The 22,023-nt window shown below is 72.0% G+C and carries 19 protein-coding genes; 13 read left to right on the plus strand and 6 right to left on the minus strand.

The features are described 5' to 3' along the window. Positions 1-39: 39 nt before the first annotated feature. Positions 40-807: an SDR family NAD(P)-dependent oxidoreductase gene (locus O7608_RS18800; RefSeq protein WP_289205833.1), complete on the plus strand. Its 768-nt coding sequence runs from the start codon at positions 40-42 to the stop codon at positions 805-807. Continuing rightward, positions 804-2,873, plus strand: coding sequence for an oxidoreductase (locus tag O7608_RS18805; RefSeq protein WP_289205834.1), 2,070 nt, complete (start codon positions 804-806; stop codon positions 2,871-2,873). The genes O7608_RS18800 and O7608_RS18805 overlap by 4 nt, the downstream gene beginning before the upstream one ends. Before the next feature lie 7 nt (positions 2,874-2,880). Here the strand turns inward: O7608_RS18805 and O7608_RS18810 are convergent, their stop codons facing one another. The 5 genes from O7608_RS18810 to O7608_RS18830 form a co-directional block, all read right to left on the minus strand. Further along, the gene (locus tag O7608_RS18810) at positions 2,881-4,992 is read right to left on the minus strand and encodes an ABC transporter ATP-binding protein (RefSeq protein WP_289205835.1); all 2,112 of its coding nucleotides are present in this window, start codon (positions 4,990-4,992) and stop codon (positions 2,881-2,883) included. Next, positions 4,989-5,930: an ABC transporter permease gene (locus tag O7608_RS18815; RefSeq protein ID WP_289205836.1), complete on the minus strand. Its 942-nt coding sequence runs from the start codon at positions 5,928-5,930 to the stop codon at positions 4,989-4,991. The genes O7608_RS18810 and O7608_RS18815 overlap by 4 nt, the downstream gene beginning before the upstream one ends. Continuing rightward, complete coding sequence (locus O7608_RS18820) at positions 5,927-6,871, minus strand: ABC transporter permease (protein WP_289205837.1); 945 nt, start codon at positions 6,869-6,871, stop codon at positions 5,927-5,929. The genes O7608_RS18815 and O7608_RS18820 overlap by 4 nt, the downstream gene beginning before the upstream one ends. Positions 6,872-7,042: 171 nt before the next feature. Beyond that, the gene (locus tag O7608_RS18825) at positions 7,043-8,683 is read right to left on the minus strand and encodes an ABC transporter substrate-binding protein (protein WP_289205838.1); all 1,641 of its coding nucleotides are present in this window, start codon (positions 8,681-8,683) and stop codon (positions 7,043-7,045) included. A 147-nt stretch (positions 8,684-8,830) separates the two neighbouring features. Beyond that, positions 8,831-9,595, minus strand: a complete 765-nt coding sequence (locus O7608_RS18830; protein ID WP_289205839.1) for an IclR family transcriptional regulator — start codon at positions 9,593-9,595, stop codon at positions 8,831-8,833. Positions 9,596-9,652: 57 nt separating this feature from the next. On the opposite strand from O7608_RS18830, the gene O7608_RS18835 reads away from it, so the two are divergent. The 7 genes from O7608_RS18835 to O7608_RS18865 all read left to right on the plus strand — a co-directional run bounded on the left by O7608_RS18835 (position 9,653) and on the right by O7608_RS18865 (position 16,822). After that, positions 9,653-10,744, plus strand: a complete 1,092-nt coding sequence (locus O7608_RS18835; RefSeq protein ID WP_289205840.1) for a cupin domain-containing protein — start codon at positions 9,653-9,655, stop codon at positions 10,742-10,744. Further along, on the plus strand, positions 10,741-11,571 hold the full coding sequence (locus O7608_RS18840; protein ID WP_289205841.1) for a fumarylacetoacetate hydrolase family protein: 831 nt from the start codon (positions 10,741-10,743) through the stop codon (positions 11,569-11,571). The genes O7608_RS18835 and O7608_RS18840 overlap by 4 nt, the downstream gene beginning before the upstream one ends. Next, positions 11,568-12,338 carry a maleylpyruvate isomerase N-terminal domain-containing protein gene (locus O7608_RS18845; protein ID WP_289205842.1) on the plus strand — a complete coding sequence of 257 codons (771 nt, stop codon included), beginning with the start codon at positions 11,568-11,570 and terminating at the stop codon, positions 12,336-12,338. Before O7608_RS18840 ends, O7608_RS18845 begins: the two co-directional genes overlap by 4 nt. 101 nt (positions 12,339-12,439) lie before the next feature. Continuing rightward, on the plus strand, positions 12,440-14,203 hold the full coding sequence (locus tag O7608_RS18850; RefSeq protein ID WP_289205843.1) for an FAD-dependent oxidoreductase: 1,764 nt from the start codon (positions 12,440-12,442) through the stop codon (positions 14,201-14,203). A gap of 2 nt (positions 14,204-14,205) precedes the next feature. After that, a complete protein-coding gene (locus O7608_RS18855) occupies positions 14,206-14,445 on the plus strand; it encodes a 4Fe-4S dicluster domain-containing protein (RefSeq protein ID WP_123602230.1) in 240 nt (79 codons plus the stop codon). Then, positions 14,438-15,169, plus strand: coding sequence for an SRPBCC family protein (locus O7608_RS18860; RefSeq protein WP_289205844.1), 732 nt, complete (start codon positions 14,438-14,440; stop codon positions 15,167-15,169). The genes O7608_RS18855 and O7608_RS18860 overlap by 8 nt, the downstream gene beginning before the upstream one ends. An 18-nt stretch (positions 15,170-15,187) precedes the next feature. After that, positions 15,188-16,822, plus strand: a complete 1,635-nt coding sequence (locus O7608_RS18865) for an FAD-dependent oxidoreductase (RefSeq protein ID WP_289205845.1) — start codon at positions 15,188-15,190, stop codon at positions 16,820-16,822. Here the strand turns inward: O7608_RS18865 and O7608_RS18870 are convergent. Then, positions 16,777-17,433: a TetR/AcrR family transcriptional regulator gene (locus O7608_RS18870; RefSeq protein WP_289205846.1), complete on the minus strand. Its 657-nt coding sequence runs from the start codon at positions 17,431-17,433 to the stop codon at positions 16,777-16,779. The two genes, O7608_RS18865 and O7608_RS18870, sit on opposite strands and share 46 nt — an antisense overlap. Positions 17,434-17,645: 212 nt before the next feature. Here O7608_RS18870 and O7608_RS18875 point away from each other — a divergent pair, with 212 nt between their 5' ends. Genes O7608_RS18875 through O7608_RS18890 form a run of 4 tightly spaced genes read left to right on the plus strand, consistent with a single transcriptional unit; the run spans position 17,646 to position 21,966 of the window. After that, the gene (locus tag O7608_RS18875; RefSeq protein WP_289205847.1) at positions 17,646-19,283 is read left to right on the plus strand and encodes an ABC transporter substrate-binding protein; all 1,638 of its coding nucleotides are present in this window, start codon (positions 17,646-17,648) and stop codon (positions 19,281-19,283) included. Next, positions 19,280-20,116, plus strand: coding sequence for an SDR family NAD(P)-dependent oxidoreductase (locus O7608_RS18880; protein WP_289205848.1), 837 nt, complete (start codon positions 19,280-19,282; stop codon positions 20,114-20,116). Before O7608_RS18875 ends, O7608_RS18880 begins: the two co-directional genes overlap by 4 nt. Positions 20,117-20,141: 25 nt before the next feature. Further along, on the plus strand, positions 20,142-21,098 hold the full coding sequence (locus tag O7608_RS18885; RefSeq protein WP_289205849.1) for an ABC transporter permease: 957 nt from the start codon (positions 20,142-20,144) through the stop codon (positions 21,096-21,098). Further along, positions 21,091-21,966: an ABC transporter permease gene (locus O7608_RS18890; protein WP_289205850.1), complete on the plus strand. Its 876-nt coding sequence runs from the start codon at positions 21,091-21,093 to the stop codon at positions 21,964-21,966. Before O7608_RS18885 ends, O7608_RS18890 begins: the two co-directional genes overlap by 8 nt. Positions 21,967-22,023 lie beyond the last annotated feature (57 nt).

The raw sequence follows: 22,023 nt of genomic DNA on the forward strand, positions 1-22,023 counted from the left end.
GCCCGGCGGACCGTCGGGTGGCGGGAAAGAGGGATCGGGATGACGACACTGGCGGGTGGAGCGGTGCTGGTAACCGGCGCCGGATCGGGGATCGGGGCGGCGACCGCCCGGCAGGTCGCGGCGGCCGGCGCGGCGGTCGCCGTCAACGACCTCGACCCGGCCGCCGCCCGGGCCGCCGCCGCCGCGATCGTCGCTGACGGCGGCACCGCCTACCCCGTCGCCGGGGACGTGGCCGACCCACGGGCCGCCGCGGCCGTCGTGGCCGCCGCCGTCGACCGGCTCGGCCGCCTCACCGGCCTGGTCAACAACGTCGGCGTGGTACGCGGCGGCGCACTGCGGTCGGTCGGCCCGGACGACTGGGACGCGATCATGCGGATCGACTGCGCCAGCGCGCTGTACTGCAGCCAGGCCGCCCTGCCCGCGATGACGTCGGGCGGCGCGATCGTCAACATCTCGTCGCTGTGTGGCATCCACGTCGCGCCCGGCGCCGGCGCCTACAACGCCGCCAAGGCAGCGGTGATCGCGCTGACCCGGCAGATGGCGCTGGAATGGGGTCCGGACGGCATCCGGGCGAACGCCGTCGCGCCGGGCATCGTCAGCGGCACCAACTTCTCGGCCAGCAGCCGCGACCCGCAGGCCGCGCAGCGCCGTGGTGCCGCCGTACCGCTGGGTCGCACCGGGTCCGCGACGGACATCGCCCCGGTCGTGGTCTTCCTGCTCGGCGACGCCGCACGCTACGTCACCGGCCAGGTGATCGCCGTCGACGGTGGGCTCGGCGTCGCGCTGCAGACCCTGCTGCCGACATGACCGGCGGGCCGGGCGGCGACCCGCTGGCCGCACCGCTGGCCGTCGGCCGGCACCGGCTGCGTAACCGGATGGTGATGACCCCGCACCTCGGCCGGCTGCCGCCCCGGCGGCTGCGGCGCTACGTGGCCGAGCGCGCGGCCGGCGGGGTGGCCATGATCGTGCTGCCGGCAGGCCAGGGGGTGTACGCCAACCCGGTCTACCCGCTGGATGCCTGCGCCGGTGACCCGGACGGCTACGCCGACCCCGACGCGGTCTCGTTCCACGTCCGTGACCCCCGGCACCGTCAGGTGCTGCTCGCGGCGGCCCACGAGCAACTGGTCGGACTGGCGGACGCGGCGCACGGTGGCGGGGCGCTCGCCGTCGGCCAGATCCACCACCCCGGCGCCGAACGCGGCTGGGACAACTTTCAACCGGCCCTCGCCCCGTCGCAGGTACGGGGCGACGACACCGGAGCCGTCCCGCACGCGCTCACCGCCGCCGAGATCGACGACCTGGTGACCGGCTACCTCGCCACCGCCACGGCGATCGTCGCCGCCGGGTTCGACGGCGTCGAACTGCACGCCGGCCACGGGTACCTGCTGAACCGGTTCCTGTCCCCGCACTACAACCGGCGCACCGACCGGTACGGCGGCTCGCCGGCCTACCGGCTGCGGCTGATCCGCCGGATCCTGCGCGCGGTGCGCGCCGAGCTGGGGGAGCGGTCGCTGCTCGGCGTCCGGCTCACCGCCGGCGAGGAGGTGCCGGGCGGCATCGACGCCGCCGGGGTGACCGGGATCGCCGCCGGCATCAGCGATCTCGTCGACTACGTCAACCTGTCGCTGGGCAACCACGACGGGCTGCGCGACGGCCGGCCGGCTACCGCGTACACCGGATCCTGGTTGGTGCCGCCGGCGCCGGCGGCGCAGATCGCCCGACAGGTCCGCGCCGTGGTCGACGTGCCGGTCCTGGTCTCCGGTCGGATCACCGACCCGGCGACCGCCCGTGGCCTGATCGCCGACGGCGCTGCCGACCTGGTGGGACTGGCCCGGGCGCTGATCGCGGACCCCACCTTCCCCCGGCGTGCGGTCCGCGGAGACGACGCCGGCATCGTGCGCTGCGTCGCCTGCAACGAATGCGTACGGGTGCCGTTCTCCTGCCCGGCGAACCCGGCCGCCGGCCGGGAAGCCGAGTTCGACCCGCTGCCCGCCGAACCACCAGCTGGGCCGGCTCTCGTCCGGCACCGGCGTGCCCGCCGACGGATCACCGTCGTCGGCGCCGGGCCCGCCGGGGTGGAGGTGGCGGTCGGTGCCGCAGCGGCCGGAGCCGAGGTGACCCTGGTAGAGGCCGCCGACGCGATCGGCGGGGCACTGCGTCACCTGGTCGCTACGCCACTGCTCGCAGACTGGGCGCCGCTGCTGCACCGGCTCGAACGCCGGCTGGCCCCGCTACTGGACTGGCCGTCTCCCGCCGGCGGGCGGGTGGTCCTGCGTACCGGCACCACCGCCACCGCAGACGATCCCGACCTGGTCGGCGCGGACCTGGTGGTGCTGGCCACCGGCGGCCGGCCAGGCCCGGCCGGCTTCCCCGTCGACCGACCGGTACTGACCACGATGGATCTGTTGGCCGGTCGCCGACCACCGCCGGGAGTGCCGGTGCTGGTGGTCGGCGGCGCCGAACGGCACCTCGAGCCGCTGCTCGCCGCCGACCTGCTGGCCGGGGAGGGCTGGCCGGTCCAGGTGTGCACCGAATGCGTCGACATCGGACCCGATCTGGATCAGCGGACCCGGCCGGCGGTGCTGCGTCGGCTGTACGGCCGGGCGGTGAGGTTCGCCCCGATGAGCAGGGTGCACCGGTGGTCCGGCGGAGCCGTCGAGGTGGAGCAGTTGTTCACCGGGCACCGGTCGATCCTCGACGCCGGTGCGGTGGTTCTCGCGCACGGCCGTACCGCCAACGACGGGCTGCGCGCCGCGCTGCCGGCGGACCTCGAATGTCAGGTGGTCGGCGACGCGTTGGCGCCACGTCGGCTGACACACGCCGTGCTGGAAGGAGCCCGGTTCGGCTACGCGCTGTCCGCCGCCGATCTCTGACGTCGGATCAGCCGGTGAGGTGACAGGCGGACCAGCCGCCGCCGGCCACCGGCGTCGGCTGTGGGGTCTCCGCTGCGCACAGCGGCATCGCGTGCGGGCAGCGGGTGCGGAACCGGCAACCCGACGGTGGGTCGATCGGGCTGGGGATCTCTCCGGTCGGGGTGCTCCGGTCGGCGAGCCCGTGACTGGCCGGGGTCAGCATCGAGGCCAGCAGTGCCTGGGTGTACGGGTGCGCGGGGTGGGAGTACACCCGACTGGCGGGACCGCTCTCCACCACCCGGCCCAGGTACATCACCGCCAGTTCGTGGCTGACATGGTGGACCAACGCGAGGTCGTGGGCGATGAACAGGAAGGCGATGCCCTCAGCCTCCTGGATGTCCTGGACCAGGTTGACGATCTGCGACCGGGTGGAGACGTCCAGCGCGCTCACCGGCTCGTCACAGATGATCAGTTGGGGTTCGAGTGCCAGCGCGCGGGCGAACGAGATCCGCTGGCGCTGACCGCCGGAGAGCGAGCGCGGCGACCGGCGGGCCAGCGACGGGTCCAGCCCGACCCGTTCCAGCAGCCGTCCGATCCGGGAGCGACGCTCGGCCGGAGTGAGCCGGGAGTGCACCACCAGCGGCTCGGCGATGCTCTGGCCGACCGTCATCGACGGGTCCAGCGAGGCGTACGGGTCCTGGAAGACCATCTGCATGCCGCGTCGGTGTGACCGCAGCTCGCCCCGGCTCATCGCGGCGAGGTCCCGACCGAGGAAGGAGACCTCCCCACTGCTGGGTTCGATCAACCGCAGGGCGAGCCGGCCGACGGTCGACTTGCCGGAGCCGCTCTCACCGACCAGGCCGAGCGTGCGGCCACGGGCCACCGTCAGGTCGACGCCGTCGACCGCGTGCACCACCACCCGGCGCAGGCCGAGCACCCCGCGTCGGAGCGGGAACTGTTTGCCGAGGCCGCGCAGTCGCAGCACCGCCCCGTCCCCGGCGTCTCCGGTGTCCCCGGCACCCGTCGGATCGCTGTCGTCGGTCGGACCGGCGGTGCCGGCATCCTCGACGGTCGCGTCGGCCACCGCCTCGGCCGCCGCCGGAGGGCCGGATTCGGTGGCGGGCGCCGGCCCGGCGCCGGGCAGTTCCAGTTCGGCCTGCCGGCCGCACCGGGTGCCCCGGTCACCGCCGTCCAGCACCGTCCACGGCGGGTCGGTCCGAGTCCACTGTGGCTGGGCGTGGGCGCACCGGTTGGCGAACCGGCAGCCGGCGGCGGGGAAGTGACCCGGGCGCGGCACCTGGCCGGGGATGACCGGCAGCCGGGTGGCCTTCTCGGCGACCTCCGCGCTGGACGAGATCAGCGCCGAGGTGTACGGATGCCGCGGCGCGGCGAACACGTCGCGGACCGGACCGGACTCGACGACCTGACCGGCGTACATGACGCTGAGCCGTTGCGCCATCGTGGCGATGACGCCGAGATCGTGCGACACCAGCAGCAACGACATGCCCAGCGCGTCACGCAGGTCGCCGAGCAGCTGCAGGATCTGCAGCTGGACCGTCACGTCCAGAGCGGTCGTCGGTTCGTCGGCGATCAGCAGCTCCGGTTCGCCGGCGATGGCCATCGCGATCAGCGCCCGTTGGGCCATCCCGCCGGAGAGTTCGTGCGGGTAGCTGGCCACCCGCTGCTGCGGATCCGGGATCCGGACCAGGTCGAGCAGTTCCACCGCGCGGGCCCGGGCCTGCCGGCGGTTCATGCCGGTGTGCCGCAGCAGGCTCTCGACGATCTGGTTGCCGACGGTGAACGCCGGGTTCAGGCTGCTCAACGCCTCCTGGAAGACCATGCCGACCCGGTTGCCCCGGAACCGGGTCAGTTCGGCGGGGGAGCGGCCGGTGAGTTCCTGCCCGGCGAAGCGGATCGAACCGCCGGTGATCCGGGCGCCGGGCGGCAGCAGCCCGGCCAGGGCGAGACAGGTGATGCTCTTGCCGGAGCCGCTCTCGCCGACCAGGCCGAGGGTCTCACCGGCGGCGACACTCAGGTCGACCTGTTCGACCAGATGCACGGTGTCGCGTCCGGACCCGACGCTGACGGTGAGGCCGTCGACCTCCAGCAGTGGTCGGGTCGTGGTGCTCGCGGCAGTCATCGGTTTCCCGCTTTCTGCTGGTGCCCGCCGGAGATGGCCTGGCTGAGTCCGTCGCCGAGCACCTGGAAGGCGACGACCGTCAGGGTGATGGTCAGGCCGGGGATGAAGATCAACCAGGGTGCCGAGGCAACCGACGAGAATGCCCGTTGCAGCAGGTTGCCCCAGCTCGCCTCCGGCGGCTGGATGCTCAGCCCGAGGTAACTCATCGCGCCCTCGGCGACGATCGCCACGGCCATCGTGATGAAGACCTGGACGACCAGGGGACCAGCAATGTTGGGCAGCACGTGCCGCAACACCGACCGCAGGTGGGAGACCCCGATCGACCGGGCCGCCTCGATGTAGGTCTCCTCGCGTACCGCCAGTGCCTGGATGCGGCTGAGCCGGGCGAAGATCGGCACGAAGATGACCGCGAGGGCGAACATGGCATTGCGCAGTCCGGGCCCGAGCACGCCGACGATGGACATCGCCAGCAGCAGGCCGGGGACGCTGAGCACGGCGTCGATCAGCGTCATCACCAGCCGGTCCACCCAGCCGCCGAAGTAGCCGGCGGTCACCCCGAGCAGCACCCCGCCGAGCAGGCCGAGGCCGACCGCCTGCAGGCAGGCCAGCAGCGAGGACCGGGAGGCGTACAGCAGCCGGCTGAGCATGTCCCGACCGAGGTCGTCGGTACCGAGCCAGTGCGCGGCCGACGGCGGGTCGAGGATCGCCCGGAAGTCGGTGGCGTACGGGTCGTACGGGCTGACCAGCGGCGCGGCGACCGCCAACAGACTGAGCAGCACCAGGTAACCGAGGGCGACCATGGTCATCGGCTGGCTGCGGACCCGGGCGACGAGGGTGTCACCGCGGTCGCGTCGGTCGAGCCCGCCCGGCTCCGGCCCGGCGGTGCCGTCGGGCCCGGTGGTCGATGCGGTGCCGTCGGTTCCCACTGGTCGGCTCATGCGATCCGCACCTTCGGGTTGAGGAGTCCGTAGGCGATGTCGACGAGCAGGTTCGCGGTGAGCACGACCACCGCGGAGACCAGGACGACGGCCTGTACGACGGTGAAGTCACGGTTGAGGATGGCGTCGATGGCGAACTTGCCGAGCCCCGGCATGCCGAAGATGGACTCGACGATCACCGCGCCGGACAGCAGGTGCCCGAGTCGGATGCCGAGCACGGTGATCGCCGGGGCCGCCGCGTTCTTCAGCGCGTGTTTGCCGATCACGGTGCGTGCCGGCAACCCCTTGGACCAGGCGGTCCGGATGTAGGGCTGGGAGTACGCGTGGAGGAAGCCGGTGCGCAGTTGGCGGGCCATCTCGGCGGCGGTGAACACGCCGAGGGTGATCGACGGCATGATGAGGTGCTGCGCCCAGGGCAGCACCCCCTCGCTGAGCGGGGTGTAGCCGGTGGCCGGCAACCAGCGCAGCTGCACCGCGAAGATGGTGATCAGCATGGTGGCAAGCCAGAAGTTCGGTACGGCCAGTCCGGCGGCGCTGCCGAGCAGGCCGAGCCGGTCGACGACGCGGCCGGCGTAGACGCCCTGCAGGATGCCGGTCGGTACGCCGATCAGCAGGACGACGACGAGGGTACCCAGGGCGATGCTGGCGGTCAGCGGTGCGCGCCGCAGGATCTCGTCGCTGATCGCCCGGCCGGTGACCAGCGAGTCGCCGAGGTCGCCCTGCGCGATGCCGCCGAGCCAGTGTGCGTAGCGGACCAGGAAGGGGTCGTCCAGACGCAGCTGCTGGCGTAGCGCGGCCAGCTGTTCCGGGGTGGCGTATTCGCCGGCGATCGCCGTCGCCTGGTCGCCGGGGAGCAGGGCGACCAGGGAGAACGCGCCCAGCGAGACGATCAGCAGGAGCGGGATCGCTGACAGGAGGCGCCGGAGGACGAGGGTGACCATTTGTGGGTGATCCTTTGGCCGCCGGAACGCTGGCTGACCAGCGTCTGACTGTCGGGGCAACGTACCTAACGAGCGCTTGTTCGTCAACGTGGGTCCGTGGCGCTGTGGGACCCGTCCAGCGGATCCCACAGCGCCGCTACCGCGTCCGCCCACAAGGGGCGGTCGCGGCGGTCAGTCGACCGGTACCCGGCCCTCGGTGATGTACAGCCCGTCGAAGATCATGTTCGACCGGGTGGAGCCGCGTTGCACCCCGCCGACGTGGGCCCCCATCGCGGTGTGACCGGCGACGAAGAACAGCGGCACTCCGGCGGCGGCCTCCTCGGACACCAGGGCGGCCGCCTGACGCAGCAGGTCGGCCCGCTCGTCGGGGTCGACGGCGGCGTCCGCCCGGACGACCAGGTCCCGCAGACCGGCGATGGTCTCGCCGGACGGGTTGTACCGGCCGTCCTCGAAGAACCGTTCCCGGAACCGGCTGGACGGCGACCGGGCCGGTGCCATGGCCAGCGGCGCGGCCGCGATCTGCGGCGGAGAGTCGGCGGTGCCGTACAGCCGGGCCAGCATCTGCGCCGGGTCGATCAGCTGCAGGTCCATGGTGAACCCGGCCTGCTCCAGCTGCGCCTGCACCAGCTCGCCCATCCGGACGTACGCGGTGAAGGTGCCGCCGATCTCGGCGGTGAAGGTCACCCCGTCCGGGTGGCCGGCCTCGGCGAGCAGCTCCCGGGCCCGTTGCGGGTCGTACGGGTAAGCGTCGGCGAGCTCGGGCGAGTAGGGCACCGAGCCCTCCGGGAACCACTGGGTGGCCGCCTCGGACCGGCCGTCGGTCAGCGCCTCGGTGATCGCCTCGCGGTCCAGGGCGTACCGCAGGGCCTGCCGGACCCGGACGTCGTCGAACGGCTCAATCGCCTGGTTGATCAGCAACGCGCGGATCTCATTGGTCGACGAGGAGATCACCCGCAGCCGGTCGTCGGCGCAGGCTGCGGCGACCTTGTCGTCCTCGATGTACTGCACGTCGAGGTCACCGGCCTGCAGCGCGCCGAGGCTGGCGTCGGTGGAGGTCTCGATGAAGTCGATGCCGCCGAGCAGTCGCTCCTGCGCGTTCCAGTAGCCGTCCCAGGCCCGGACGCTGACTCTTTCACGGGCGTACCAGGGGCCGTCGACGGTGTACGGACCGGCGCCGACCGGCGCGTCGCTGAACGCGGTGGAGGAGCCGGCGGCCCGCACCGCGGTGGGTGAGGCCATCAGCCCCGGCCGGTCGGACAGGACGATCGGGAAGGCGGCCGGGTTGGGCGGATCCAGTTCGAACCGAACGGTGAGCTCGTCGACCACCTCGACGGCCCGGACGTTGGCCAGGTCGCCCTTGATGTTGGACTCTTCGTCGTTCATCGCCCGGTCGATGTTGAAGCGCACCGCCTCGGCGTCGAACGGGGTGCCGTCGGAGAAGACGACGCCGTCGCGGAGGGTGAACTCCATGACGCCGTCGTCGACGACGCTCCACCCGGTGGCCAGGCCGGGCACGGGTTGGTCGTCGGCGTCGAGCTTGACCAGTGGATCGAAGATCGTCTGCAGCACGGTGATCTCGTTCGCCTCGACCATCCGGATCGGGTCGAGTGAGCTGGCCGGCACGCTGCCGTACTTGAGGATCGCGGTCGGGTCGTGGGCCACCGTGCCGGACGGCGTCGCCGGCGGGCAGCCGGGCGCGGCGGTGGCGTCGTCGGTGGTGTCGGAGTCGGGGTCGGAACTGCTACTGCAAGCGGCGATCGGCAGCAGGGACAACGCCAGCAACGGCGCGAGTGTGCGGTGTACGGATCTCACTTTTCGGTCCCACCTTCGGTAGGCGGCAGTTGCTCTACCAGCGGTGCGGCACGGCACAGCGCCGGCGAGAGTAGGCGAGGAAGCTACCAACAAAGCGCTTGCTTCGTCAACGGCGTGTTGCGCCGATGTTGCAGCTTGGTGCCAGGGTCAGCTTCCGCCCAGCTCGGCGGCGATCAGGCCGGCGGCGGTCCGCAGCGCCGCCGCGACCTCGGGGATCCGGGTGTTCGGGCAGCGTGCGGTGGGCATCCCGGCGGCCAGCGCGCCACGCACCCGGCCCGTCGAGTCGCGCAGGCAGACCCCGATCCCGGTGATGCCGCGTTCGCTCTCCTCGCGGTTCACCGCGTAGCCGACGCGGCGTGCCGTGGTCAACTGGCGACGCAGGGTGGCCAGATCCTCTACCGCGGGCCCGTACACCGCGGGCAGCCCTCGAGGATAGAGCACCTCCAGCTCCGCCGGGCTGAGCTGGGCGAGCAGCACCTTGCCGCCGGACGTGCAGTGCGCCGGCATCGACATCCCGGCCCGGGAGCCGACGCGCAGGCCGTGGGTGGCCTCCACGCCGTCGAGGAACTTGACGGCGGTCCCCTGCAGGACCGCCAGATGCACGGTCTCCTGCAGTTCACCGCTGAGCCGCTCCAGATGCGGCCGGACCACGGTACGCAGATCCGGACCGGGCCGCCCGGCGGCCAGCCCCAGGTCGGCGAAGACCGGTCCGGGTAGGTACGCCCGACGGCCGTCCTGGACGGCGAAGCCGTGGTGCTTCAGCATGCCGAGCAGCCGATGGGCGGTGGACGGCGCCACCCCGAGGTGACGGGCGGCCTCGGCCACGCCGAGCCGGGACCGCTCCCGCAACAGCAGGATCAGCCGCAGGGCGTTGTCGACGGACTCGATGGGGTACGGCACAGCGTTCTGCACCAGAGAATTATGACCATGCGATCATTCCGTCGTAAAGAAGGTTCCTAACCTGGCGACATGGTTGACCTGGACTCCGAGGCCGCTGCCGGCACGGTGCAGGACCGCGCTCTGCAGCAGCTCTACACCGATTTCGACGCCGCTGGGCTCAAACCGCTGTGGACGGTGCGGGATGGTCTGATGCCCGTTGCCCCGGCACCCCGCGCGGTACCCCACGTCTGGCCGTGGGACCGGCTGCTGCCGCTCGCCGCCCGCGCCGGCGACCTCGTCCCGGTCGGGCGCGGTGGCGAACGTCGGGCCATCGCCCTGGCCAACCCCGGGCTGCCCGGCGACCCGTTCGCCACCGCCACCCTCTGGGCGGCGGTGCAGTACCTCGGGCCCCGCGAGGTCGCCCCGGCGCACCGGCACAGCCAGAACGCGTTCCGCTTCGTGCTCGACGGGGAGGGCGTCTGGACGGTGGTCGACGGCGACCCGGTGGCGATGCGCCGGGGTGACCTGCTGCTGACCCCGGGCTGGGCGTGGCACGAACACCACAACACCGCCGACACCGCGATGGTCTGGCTGGACGGACTCGACATCCCACTCAACTCCCAACTCGACGCCGGCTTCTTCGAGTTCGGGCCGGACGAACTCACCGACACGTCGACCCCGGTAGCCTCGCGGGGCGAGCGGCTCTGGGCCCACCCCGGACTGCGGCCACTCGCCGTCGACCGGGACACCGTCAACTCGCCGCTGCCGGCGTACCGGTGGGCGCACACCGACGCCGCGCTCGCCGCGCAGCTGGAGCTCGGCGACGAAGGCCATCCGGCGCTCGTCGAAGCCGGCCACGCCGCCGTGCGTTTCGTCAACCCGACCACCGGGCGGGACGCTCTGAGCACGCTGCGCCTGGAGATGCACCGGTTGGCCGAGGCGACCAGTACGGCGACCCGCCGGGAGGTCGGCTCGTCGGTGTGGCAGGTCTTCAGCGGGCAGGCCACCGTCGAGCTCGACGGCCGGGAGCATCAGGTCGGCACCGGCGACCTGTTCGCCGTACCGTCCTGGTGCCCGGTGCGGCTGCGGACGGCATCCGGTGCCGACCTGTTCCGGTTCAGCGACGCGCCCGTCTACCAGGCGTTGCACCTGCAGCACCAGCCGGCGGGTGATCCGGCATGAGACTGGCCACCATTCGTACCAGCGACGGGACCGCTGTGGTCCGGGTCGACGCCGACGCGGCGGTCGAGGTCGGCGCCGCCGACCTCGGCGAACTGCTCACCGACCCCGGCTGGGCGCAGCGCGCCACCACCGCCGACGGCACCCGGCACCCGGTAGACGGACTGGACCACGCGCCGCTGGTCAGCCGACCGGAGAAGATCATCTGTGTCGGGCTGAACTACCGCCGGCACATCCTGGAGATGGGCCGCCAGCTGCCGGAACATCCGACGATCTTCGCCAAGTATCCGCCGGCGCTGATCGGGGCCACCGACCCGGTCGTACTGCCGGCCGCCTCGGCCGCGATGGACTGGGAGGCCGAACTCGCGGTCGTCGTCGGCAGCACGGTCCGGCACGCCGACGCCGAGCAGGCCGCCGCCGCGATCGCCGGCTACACCGTGCTCAACGACGTCACCGCCCGGGACTGGCAGTACCGCACCCCGCAGTGGCTGGCCGGCAAGACCTTCGAGGCGACCACCCCGCTCGGACCCTGCCTGGTCACCCCGGACGAACTCGACCTTGACGCCGGGCTCAGCGTCGAGTGCCTGGTCAACGGCGAGGTGGTGCAGAGCTCCGACAGCACCGAGCTGGTCTTCGACCCGCCCGCACTGGTGGCGTACCTGTCCACCATCTGCACCCTGCGGCCCGGCGACGTGATCGCCACCGGGACACCCGGCGGAGTGGGCCACGCACGTAAACCACCCCGATACCTGGCCGACGGTGACGTGCTGGTCACCCGGATCGGCGGGGTCGGGGAGTGCCGCAACACCTGCCGGGCGGAGCGGCCGTGACCCGCGCGGAGGCCGCCGCCACCATGGGCTGGCTGACCGCCGGGGAACAGCGGTGCCGGGACCTGGTCGACCAGCTCAGCGACGCCGACGCGGCGGCACCGAGCCGGCTGCCCGGCTGGACCCGGGCGCACCTGGTCACCCACCTGGCCCGCAACGCCGACGCGCTGGTGAACCTGCTGACCTGGGCACGGACCGGGAGGGTCAGCCCGATGTACGCCAGCGCCGCCGAGCGTGGCGCGGACATCGACGCCGGCGCCGGACGCGGGGCCGACGAGCTGCGCGCGGACCTGGCCGGCGCGGCGGGTCGGCTCGCCGATGCGGTCCGGGCGATGCCCGACGACGCCTGGTCGGCCACCGTCCGTACCGGTCAGGGCCGCGAGGTGCCCGCCGATCAGGTGCTCTGGCTGCGGGTCCGGGAAGTCTGGGTGCACCAGGCCGACCTCGACCTCGGTGGAACCCTGGCCGACCTGCCCGGTCCACTCACCGACGCGCTGCTGAACGAGGTGACCGCCACCTACAGCCACCGTGGCACGGGCCCGGCCGTGCGGCTGCGGGCCACCGACCGGCGGCGGAGCTGGCGGGTGGTGACGGGGTCAGGGTCGCCCTCCGGTGCCGTCGGGGTCGGTGGTACCGGCCGCGACCGTTCGGTGGAGCTGTCCGGGACCGCCGGGGAGCTGCTCGGTTGGCTGATCGGCCGAGTGCCGGCCAGCCGTTTGACGGTGCGGCCGGTCGGGGCCGCAGTCGCGGCGCCGCCGCCGTGGATATGACCCGGTCCGCTCGACCGACCCCGCTGACCAGGGGCGATGACATGATCGACTTTCGGTGTCCGTCGATTACGGCGAGTCACCGGCGATAGGAGGAGGCACCGGTGGACGGCAACGTGATCGAATCCGACGTACTCGTCATCGGTGGGGGAATCGCCGGCTGTGTGGCGGCCGTCCGCGCCGCCGAGTCCGGGGCCTCGGTGGTCCTGGTCGACAAGACCAGATCGGTACGCCGCTCCGGCGACGCCGGCCGGGGACTGGCCTTCCTCACCACCTACCTTGATCTCGGCGAGCCCTGGGACACCCCGGAGGTCTTCGCCGAGTGGTACTGCGACATCGCCCTCGGGCTGGTTGACATGGCGGTGGCCCGACCGCTGGGCATCGAACCGTTGCCGGCCGTCTGCCGGTTCCTCGAAGAGTCCGGCGTGCCGCTGCGCAACGCCGACGGTGAATACGAGCGGGTCGGCCGGATGTGGACGCCCGGTCCGATCGTGCTCAAGTTCGACGGCGCCGACATCAAGCCCCGGCTCGCCGAGCGGGCGGCGGCCACCGACCGGGTCCGGATCATCGGCGGCGTGCACGCCACCAGCGTTCAGGTCGACGACACCGGCCGCGCGGTCGGCGCGACCGGCTTCGACATCCGGTCCTGCGAGTTCCTGACCTTCCGCGCCGGCGCGGTGATCGTCGCCACCGGCAACGCCGAACGGGTCATCTTCAACTCGCCCCGGCGCGACGCGTTCCACACCTACCACCGGCCGTACCACGCCACCACCGGGTTCGCGCTCGCCGCGCGGGCCGGTGCGGTGGCCGCCAACATCGAGTTCCTCGGGACCTTCCTCTTCCCGCGTGGCTTCGCGACCGGCGCGATGGGCAACCTGCTGGAGGCCGGTGGCCGGCTGGTCAACGGCAACGGGCAACTCATCGCCGACCTGCCGGACATCGAGGGGGAGCGGCGGTTCGGGTTCGGCATCGTCGGCAAGGCGGCCGGTGAGGTGCTCGCCGGCCGTGGCCCGGTGTACATCGACTGCACCCACCTGCCGCCCGCCGAGATCGCCGCGATCAGCGACTACATCTCCTATGACGCGCCGCTGTTCCTGGAGTTCCTGGAGCAGTCCGGCATCGACCTGTCCCGGCACCCGGTCGAGTTCGAGCTGTTCAACGGCGCCTGGTCGGCCACCGGGTCACCCAAGGGGGTGGTGGTCGGTGCGGACGGGCAGACCCGGGTCCCCGGCCTGTTCGCCGCCGGCGACCTGGCCACCCCGGCGTACGCCCTGGCCGGCTCGCTGGCCAGCGGGTACGTCATCGGCCGGACCGCCGCCGAGTTCGCCCGGTCCGCCGCTGCGCCGATACTGGACGCCTCGGCGGTGGCCGCTGAACGTCGGCGGACCCTGGCACCGCTGAACCGGACCAGCGGGATCGGCTGGCGCGACTACGAGCACCAACTGCAGGACCTGATGACCACGTACGTCGGGATGGACCGCAACGAGATCGGGCTGCGGCAGGCCGCCGAGTACCTGCGTGGGTACGCGGCGGCGGCCGGCGAGGTCCACGCCGGCAACGGCCACGAGCTGATGCGCGCCCATGAGGCGTTCGACCTGCGGCTGTTCGACGAGATGATGACCGCCGTCGCGCTGGAGCGCGACGAGAGCCGGTTCAGCTTCCTGATGGGCCACTACCGCACCGACCGGCCCGGTCCCGACGACCAGCGGTGGCTCGGTGTGTCGATCCTGGCTGGACACGATGGCGAGCAGCCGGTCCTGGAGCACACCGTGCCGACCCCGTCCTGGCGTGCGGCGCAACTGGAGAACCGGTCGGTCGTGGAACTGGTCGGTGAACGGGGAGCGCGGCTCGCCGGAAAGGTGGGATAGCCATGGCACCACGGATCAACGAGAACCTCTGTACGCTCTGCGGGATCTGCCAGGACGTCTGTCCGGGTGACATCCTGCACATCGACCGGGGTGTGGCGGAGATGGTCCGCTACCCGGACGAGTGCAGTTACTGCGACGTCTGCCGGGTGGAGTGTCCGGCCGGCGCGATCGACATCGAGTTCACCTGGAGTATGCGGCAGCAGCCGATCTCCATCCTGCCGGGCCGGCCCGACCATGATTGAGGCGAGCTACACCCTCGACATCGACGTCGGCGTCGACGAGGTGTGGTCGTTCGTCGAGGTGATCCCGAACTGGGCGCACTTCCTGGTCGGTTTCCAGAAGCTGGACCTGGTCGACGACCGGCGGTCGATCTGGACGCTGCGCGGTGACGTCGGGGTCCTCGCCCGTGAGGTGGACCTGCAAGCCGACATCACCGTCTGGGAACCGGGCCGGCGGGCGGAGTTCACCATCACCGGGCTGACCGAACGGATCACCGGGCAGGGCAGCTTCGACATCGAGCCGATCGACGAGCCGTCGGTGCCGGGCGACGCCACCGCGGCCGACCCGGGCGACGGTTCGTCGGCCTCGGCCGACGGTACCTCGGCCTCGGGAGAGCCGCGGCGGTCGGAGTCCGAGGAGCAGACGCGCCCCGGACTGCTGCGCCGGATCAGGTTCGCCCTGGCCGGCCGTCTGCTGCGCTGGTTGAACCGCCGCCGGGCGACCCATCCGCCGGCCGGGTCGGCGGCCGGCTCTCCGGCGGCGGCCGGCCAGGAGTCGACCACGCCCACACCGTCCGGGCCGCCCCGGACGGACCGGTCCCGGCTGCGCTTCCATCTGCAGCTCACCCCGCAGGGACCGATGGCCCCGATGGTCGAGCTGCTGATGGGACCGATGGTGGAGCCGACGGCCGAGGACTTCCTGCGCAACATCCGCCAGGCTCTCGAAGCCCGGCGGGCCAGCGCCTGACGAGGCAGGAGACGAGCCATGCACGAGTTGCCACGACGTACCGACGTGGTCGTGGTCGGCACCGGGGCCGCCGGGCTGACCGCGGCCCTGACCGCCGCGGCCGCCGGCCTGCGGGTCACCATCGTGGAGAAGGCCTCGGTGATCGGCGGCACCACCGTCGTCTCCGGCGGCTCCATCTGGGCACCGGCGAACCGTTGGCTGGCCGAGGCGGGGGTGCCGGACAGCCGCGACGACGCCGTGAGCTACCTGCGCAGGCTTGCCCTGGGCCGGGTTCCCGACCAGCTCATCGAGACCTTCGTCGATCAGGTCAACCCGATGCTGGACCTGGTGGTGGCGCACACCGGGCTGCGCTTCACCCCGAACCTGGAGCACCCCGACTACCAGCCGGACCTGCCCGGCGCACACCCCGGCGGACGCACCCTGCAGAGCGACCTGTTCGACGCGAATGTTCTCGGCGAGCTGCGCGGCAGGTTGCGCCCGACCCACTCGACCGTGCCGGTCACCAAGCTCGAACTGGACCAGTGGGGGATGGACACGCTCGACCGGTGGGACTGGGCGCTGATCGCCGAACGTACCGCGAAGGGTGTCGTCGGGATGGGTGCCGCGCTGGTCGGTGAGCTCCTGCACGGCTGTCTGCGGCTCGGTGCCACGGTGCACCCGCAGACCCGGGCGGTCCGGCTGCGGCGTACCGGCGATCAGGTCGACGGGATCACCGTGGCCACCGGTGACGGCGAGGTGGAGATCGCCGTGGAACGGGGCGTGGTCCTTGCCTCTGGTGGGTTCGAATGGGACCAGGAGATGGTCGGGCGCTTCCTCGGCGTACCGATGGACGCGCCGGCCAGCCCACCGGCGAACGCCGGGGACGGGCTGCGCATGGTGATGGAGGTCGGTGCCGCGCTCGGCAACATGAGCGAGGCATGGTGGGGTCCGATGGTGTACGCGGTCGGCGACACCTACGACGGGGCGCCGCTGTTCCGGCCCACCTCGGGTCTGCGGGCGCTACCGGGCGGGATCATCGTCAACCGGCAGGGCCGGCGCTTCTCGAACGAGGCGATGAACTACAACGACCTGGGTAAGGCGATGGCCACCTTCGACCCGATCCGCTACGAGTACGCCAACCTGCCCTGCTGGCTGGTGTTCGACGACCGGTTCCGGTCGTCGTACTCGGTGGCCACGGCGACCCCGGACGCGCCGACTCCTGGGTGGATGGCGACGGCACCGACGCTGGTCGAGCTGGCTGACGCGGTGGGCATCGACCCGGACGGACTGACCGCGCAGGTCGCCGAGTTCAACCGGCACGCCGAGCACGGACGGGATCCGCAGTTCGGTCGCGGTACGACCGTCTACGACCGGTACCGGGGCGACCCGACGGTGACGCCGCACCGCAACCTGCGTCCGCTCGGCACCGGCCCCTACTACGCGGTCCGGCTGCACCTGGGCTGCCTGGGTACCAAGGGTGGTCCGCTCTGCGACGGCAACGGGCAGGTGCGCGGCGTCGACGGAGACCTGATCGGCGGGCTGTACGCCTGCGGCAACGTCGCCGCGAGCCCGTTCGGGCCGGGTTATCCGGGTGCCGGGGCGACCCTGTCCGCCGGGATGACGTACGGCTATCTCAGTGGACGCTCGCTCGCGGCGAGACTCGCCGCAGGGTGAGCGGCTCCGGACCGGTCGTCGTCGGTCGGCCGGGCGGCGAGGCCGTCGAGGAAGATCGCGGTGCACTGGTCGGCGAGTCGGCTGGTGGGATACTCCGGGGTGGGGTGGAACCACCGGACCGAGAGCCAGACGGCGTCGCGGATGAAGCGGTAGAAGACCCGGGTGTCGATGTCGGCGCGGAACGCTCCGCTGCCGACGCCGGCGTCGATCACCCCGAGCCAGGCGCTCTGCACCTCGCGGGCGACGTCCTTGAGGTAGTGGAACCGGGCCAGACCGCGCAGGTAGTTGACGTCGTTCTGGTAGATCTCGGTGGCGTGCGGGTGCGCGGCGGCGGTGTCCAGCGAAGCGCGCACCAGCTCCCGCAGCCGGGTCGCGGGATCGTTCTCCCCGGCCAGCACCTCGGCGTACCGCCGGCGCAGGTCCTCCAGGTAGGGGCCGAGGATCGCCTCGACGATCGCTTCCTTCGAGTCGAAGTGGTGGTACAGGCTGCCGGACAGGATGCCGACCTCGTCGGCGATCTGCCGGACCGTGGTGGCGGCCACGCCACGACTGGCGAAGAAGGCCGCCGCGCAGGCGGTGATCTGCTGTCGTCGATCCAGCGACTCTGCCACGGTGCCTCTTTCGGGTCTGCGATGCGACGGGCGGGCGTCAGCATAGCAGTGTCAATCAAGCGCTTGGTGCGCCGCCCGGAGTACGGCGGCCTGGTCGGCCAGGTGGAGCTCGGGTAACAATATCCAAGCGAGCGCTTGATTGGTGGCCGGGACGCCGATAGTTTACATGTCATTCACAAAGCCTCGGGCTTCACGGCTACCAGGAGAAGCAGATGGCAACTGGTCGGAAACACAAGTGGAACGGGGCGTCCGCCCGCGTCGCGGTGGCCGGGCTGCTGCTCGCCGGCGTCGCCGCGTGCGGCGACGACAGCGATAGCAGCGAGACCGGCGGCATCCTCACCATGGCCACCTGGTCCGCCACCCAGTCACTCGACCCGGTCCAGGTCGCTGGCACCGGCAACTCCGGCGGCGCGGAACTCGCGGCGCTCTACGACACGATCATGCGGTACGACCCGGCCGGCGGCACCTTCGAGCCGCAGACCGCCGAGTCGCTGACCCCAAACGACGACTTCACCCAGTGGACGCTCACCCTGCGCTCCGGGATCACCTTCAGCGACGGCGCGCCGTACGACGCGGCGGCGGTCGTGGCGAACCTGCAGCGGCACACCGAGGCGCGCTCCAACGCCAGCTCGCTGGTCGCCCCGATCACCGACTACGCCACCCCGGACGACCGCACGGTGGTGTTCACCCTGGCCTTCCCGTGGAACAACTTTCCGTTCGCGCTCGCCGGAACGCCCGGCATGGTGGTCAACCCGGCGGCCGTGGCAGCCCAGGGCGACGCCTTCGGCACCGACCCGCAGGGCGGCGGCGCGGGCCCCTTCACCATCGACGAGTTTCGCCCCGGAGAGTCGCTCACCCTGACCCGCAACCCTGAGTACTGGGGCGGCGACGTCCCGCTCGACGGGCTACGGTTCATTCACGCGGGCGACGGACCGCAGACCTACGAGGCGTTCCGGGCGGGCACGGTCGACCTGGCCTTCCTACGCGACGCCGGGGCGATCGCGGACGCCGAGGCCGACGGCGCCGACGGCATCCGCGTCCCGTACTCCGCCAACGACACGTTGATCATGAACAACGGGTTCCCGATCATCTGTCAGCAGGGCGAGCCGGCACCGCGCTGCGAAGGCCAGCCCGACGGTACGCAGTTGGAGTCCACCGCGCCGACCGCCGACAAGCGGGTCCGGCAGGCGGTCGCCGCGGCCATCGACCCCGAGACACTCAAACAACGGGTGTACGGCGGATCCGGCACCATGTCCACCGCGCTGATCTCCGCGGAGTCCCGCTGGTACAACGGCGTCGACGGACCCGCGTACGACATCGACCGGGCCCGCCAGTTGGTCGAGCAGGCCAAGGCCGACGGCTGGGACGGACGCATCCGGGTCAGCTGCCATACGGGTCTACCGACCTGGGGGACCGCCGTGCAGGGCATGTTGGAGGCGGCCGGCATGCAGGTCGAGCTCACCGACCAGCAGGAGATCGCCGCGAACACGTCGGCGGTCATCGTGCGCAAGGACTTCGACCTGGCCTGCTTCGGGTCGTCGATCTCCGACGCCGAGCCGTTCTTCGCCCTCAACCGGGACTTCAACTCGACCTACGTCACCGCCGGCGGCGGGAACTTCTCCGGCTACGTCAACCCCACCGTCGACGAGGCGATCGCCGCCGGCCGGGCGTCCGACAGCGAGGCCGAGATCAAGGCCGCGATCACCACGATCGCCCGGGCGTACGCCGAGGACGTGCCGTTCCTCGCGCTGACCGCTCAGCCGGAGGTGGTGCTGATCTCCGACGAGATCGGCGGCGTGCTGCAGAGCGTCAACACGGTGGTGCTGCTCGGTGAGGCGACGCGGGAATGACCGGCCGATCCGCGACCGACGCCGCTGACCCGTCGGCGCGGGTCGGCGGGCGGGGTGGTGCCGGCGGCGCCGGCACCACCCCGGCACCCCCGGTGGCCCTGATCACCGCGGCCGCCCACGGCATCGGGGCAGCCACCGCCCGGGTCTTCGCCGAGGCGGGACACCGGGTGGTCCTGGCCGACGTCGACGCCGACGGGCTGGCCGCGACCGCCGCCGACCTCGCCGGCAGCGGCCTGGACCCGTCGGCGACGGTCGCGGTGGTCGCCGACGCGACCACCGAGGCCGGGGCCACGGCGGCGGTCGACGCGGCCGTCACCCGGTACGGGCGGCTCGACACCCTGGTCAACGTGGTGGGCGGCAGCCGGCCCGGCCGGACCGTGCTCGACATCGACCTCGCCGAGTGGGACCGGTGGGTCGCGCTCAACCTCACCTCGGTCTTCCTGATGTGCCGGGCCGCGCTGCCGCAGTTGACGGCGGTCGGCGGGTCGATCGTCAACGTCTCGTCCGGTGCCGGCCTGCGGGGCATGCAGGCCAACCCGGCGTACTGCGCGGCCAAGGCCGGAGTCGTCGGACTGACCCGGGCACTGGCCATCGACCACGGTCCCGCCGGCGTCCGGGTCAACTGTGTCGCGCCCGGGCCGGTCCGGACCCCGTTGATGGAACGTAACCGTAGCGCGGCCGAGATCGACGCGATGGGGCGGATCGCGGTCCTCGGCCGGATCGGCGCGCCAGCCGAGATCGCCGCGGCGATCCGCTGGCTGGCCAGCGACGCCGCGTCCTACCTGACCGGTCAGACCATCGAGGTCGACGGCGGCCCGGCTCCGTTGGTGTGACCCGCGACAAGGGGAGGCAACGCTGATGTTGCGGACCGTGGCGATCAAGCTGGCCCTGCTCGTCCCGGTGTTGTTCCTGGTCAGCGTGGGCACGTTCGGGCTGCTCCAGTTGGGGCCGGGCGACCCCGCCGCCCAGGTGCTCGGCAACACCGGGACGGCCGCCGACTACCAGCGGATCCGTACCGAGATGGGGTTGGACCAGCCGCCGGTGCAGCGCTACCTCGACTGGCTCGGCGGCGTGCTGCGCGGCGATCTCGGGCAGAACCTCGTCCCGCCGATCGAGAACGTCTCCGACCGGCTGCTGCGCGCGTTCCCGGTGAACCTGCAACTCGCCGCCATGGCCATCGTGCTGGCCCTGCTGATCGCCGTCCCGCTGGCGATGTGGTCGGCCTACCGGGCCGGCGGGCTGGTCGACCGGTGGATCTCCGCCGGCACCATCGGCGTCATCTCGGTCCCACCGTTCCTGGTCGGTCTGCTCCTGCTGCTGGTGTTCGCCATCCAGCTCGGCTGGTTCCCGCTCGGGCAGTGGGCCCGGCCGTCCGACGCCGGCTGGGGGCAGAACCTGTGGCACGCGTTCCTGCCCGCGTTGACCCTGGCACTGGCCGAGGCGCCGGTCTTCGCCCGCCTGCTGCGCGGCGACCTGGTCGCCACCCTGCAGGAGGACTTCATCCTGGCGGCGAAGGCCAAGGGCATGCCCGGCTGGCACATCATGCTCCGGGAGGCGCTGCGCCCCTCGTCGTTCTCGTTGATCACCCTGGCCGGGGTCAGCGCCGGCCGACTGCTGGGCGGCACCATCATCGTCGAAGCGGTCTTCGTCCTGCCCGGGGTGGGCAACGTCATCATCAACGCCGCGCAGAACAACGACTACAAGCTGGTCCAGGGCGGTGTGCTGCTGATCGCGGTCATCTACCTGCTGCTGAATCTCGCCGTGGACGTCCTGTACGGCTACCTCGACCCACGGATCCGGAGACGGCATGCCTGAACTCAGCCGTACCCGACGGCGTCGGGCCGACCTCGCCTTCTGGCTCAGCGTCTGCTGGCTGGTCGCCCTCACCGGCTGCGCCCTGCTCGCCGATCTGCTGCCGCTGGGCAACGCCGACGACACCACCCTGACGATCGGCGTCGCCGGTTACGCGCGGCCGGACCTGTTCTCGGCCAACCCGCTCGGCACCAACGGGTTCGGGCTCGACCTGCTGGCCCGGTCCATCCACGGAGCGCGGGTGAGCCTGCTGACGGTCGGCTGCACCGTCGTGGTCAGCCTGCTGATCGGCGGTACGGTCGGGATGCTCGCCGGCTACTTCCGGGGCTGGGTCGACGTGGTCATCGGGATCTTCGCCGACGCCGCCCTGGTGATCCCCGCGCTCGTCCTGCTGATCGCCTTCGCCGCGGTGCTCGGCCCGCCCCGCACCGTGCCGGAGGCGGTCCTCAAGAGCGGCCTGGCCCTGGCCGTGGTCGGCATCCCGACGATGATCCGGCTGGCCCGCGCCAACACGTTGCTCTTCGCCCAGCGGGAGTTCGTCACCGCCAGCCGGGCGATGGGTGCCCGGCACCGCCGGATCCTGTTCCGGGAGCTGCTGCCGAACGTGGCCCTGCCGTTGGTCTCCTACGCCTTCATCGTCGCGGCGGTCCTGATCGTCGCGGAGGGCTCACTGGCCTTCCTCGGCCTCGGCCTGCAACAACCCGCACCGTCCTGGGGCAACATGATCGCCGAAGGTGGCCTGCGGGAGTTGCGCCGCCATCCGCACGTACCGCTGATTCCCGGCGTGTTCATGTTCCTCACCGTCTTCAGCCTGAACATCGTCGGAGAGCGTGCCCGGGCCCGGTGGGATCCCCGGGACTCCCAGGTCTGACCGCAGTGTCCGGGGTCGGCCCGTTCTCGACACCCTCGACCCGAGCAGCAGGAGGTA

It is taken from the genome of Solwaraspora sp. WMMA2056 (assembly GCF_030345095.1).
Lineage (GTDB): Bacteria > Actinomycetota > Actinomycetes > Mycobacteriales > Micromonosporaceae > Micromonospora_E.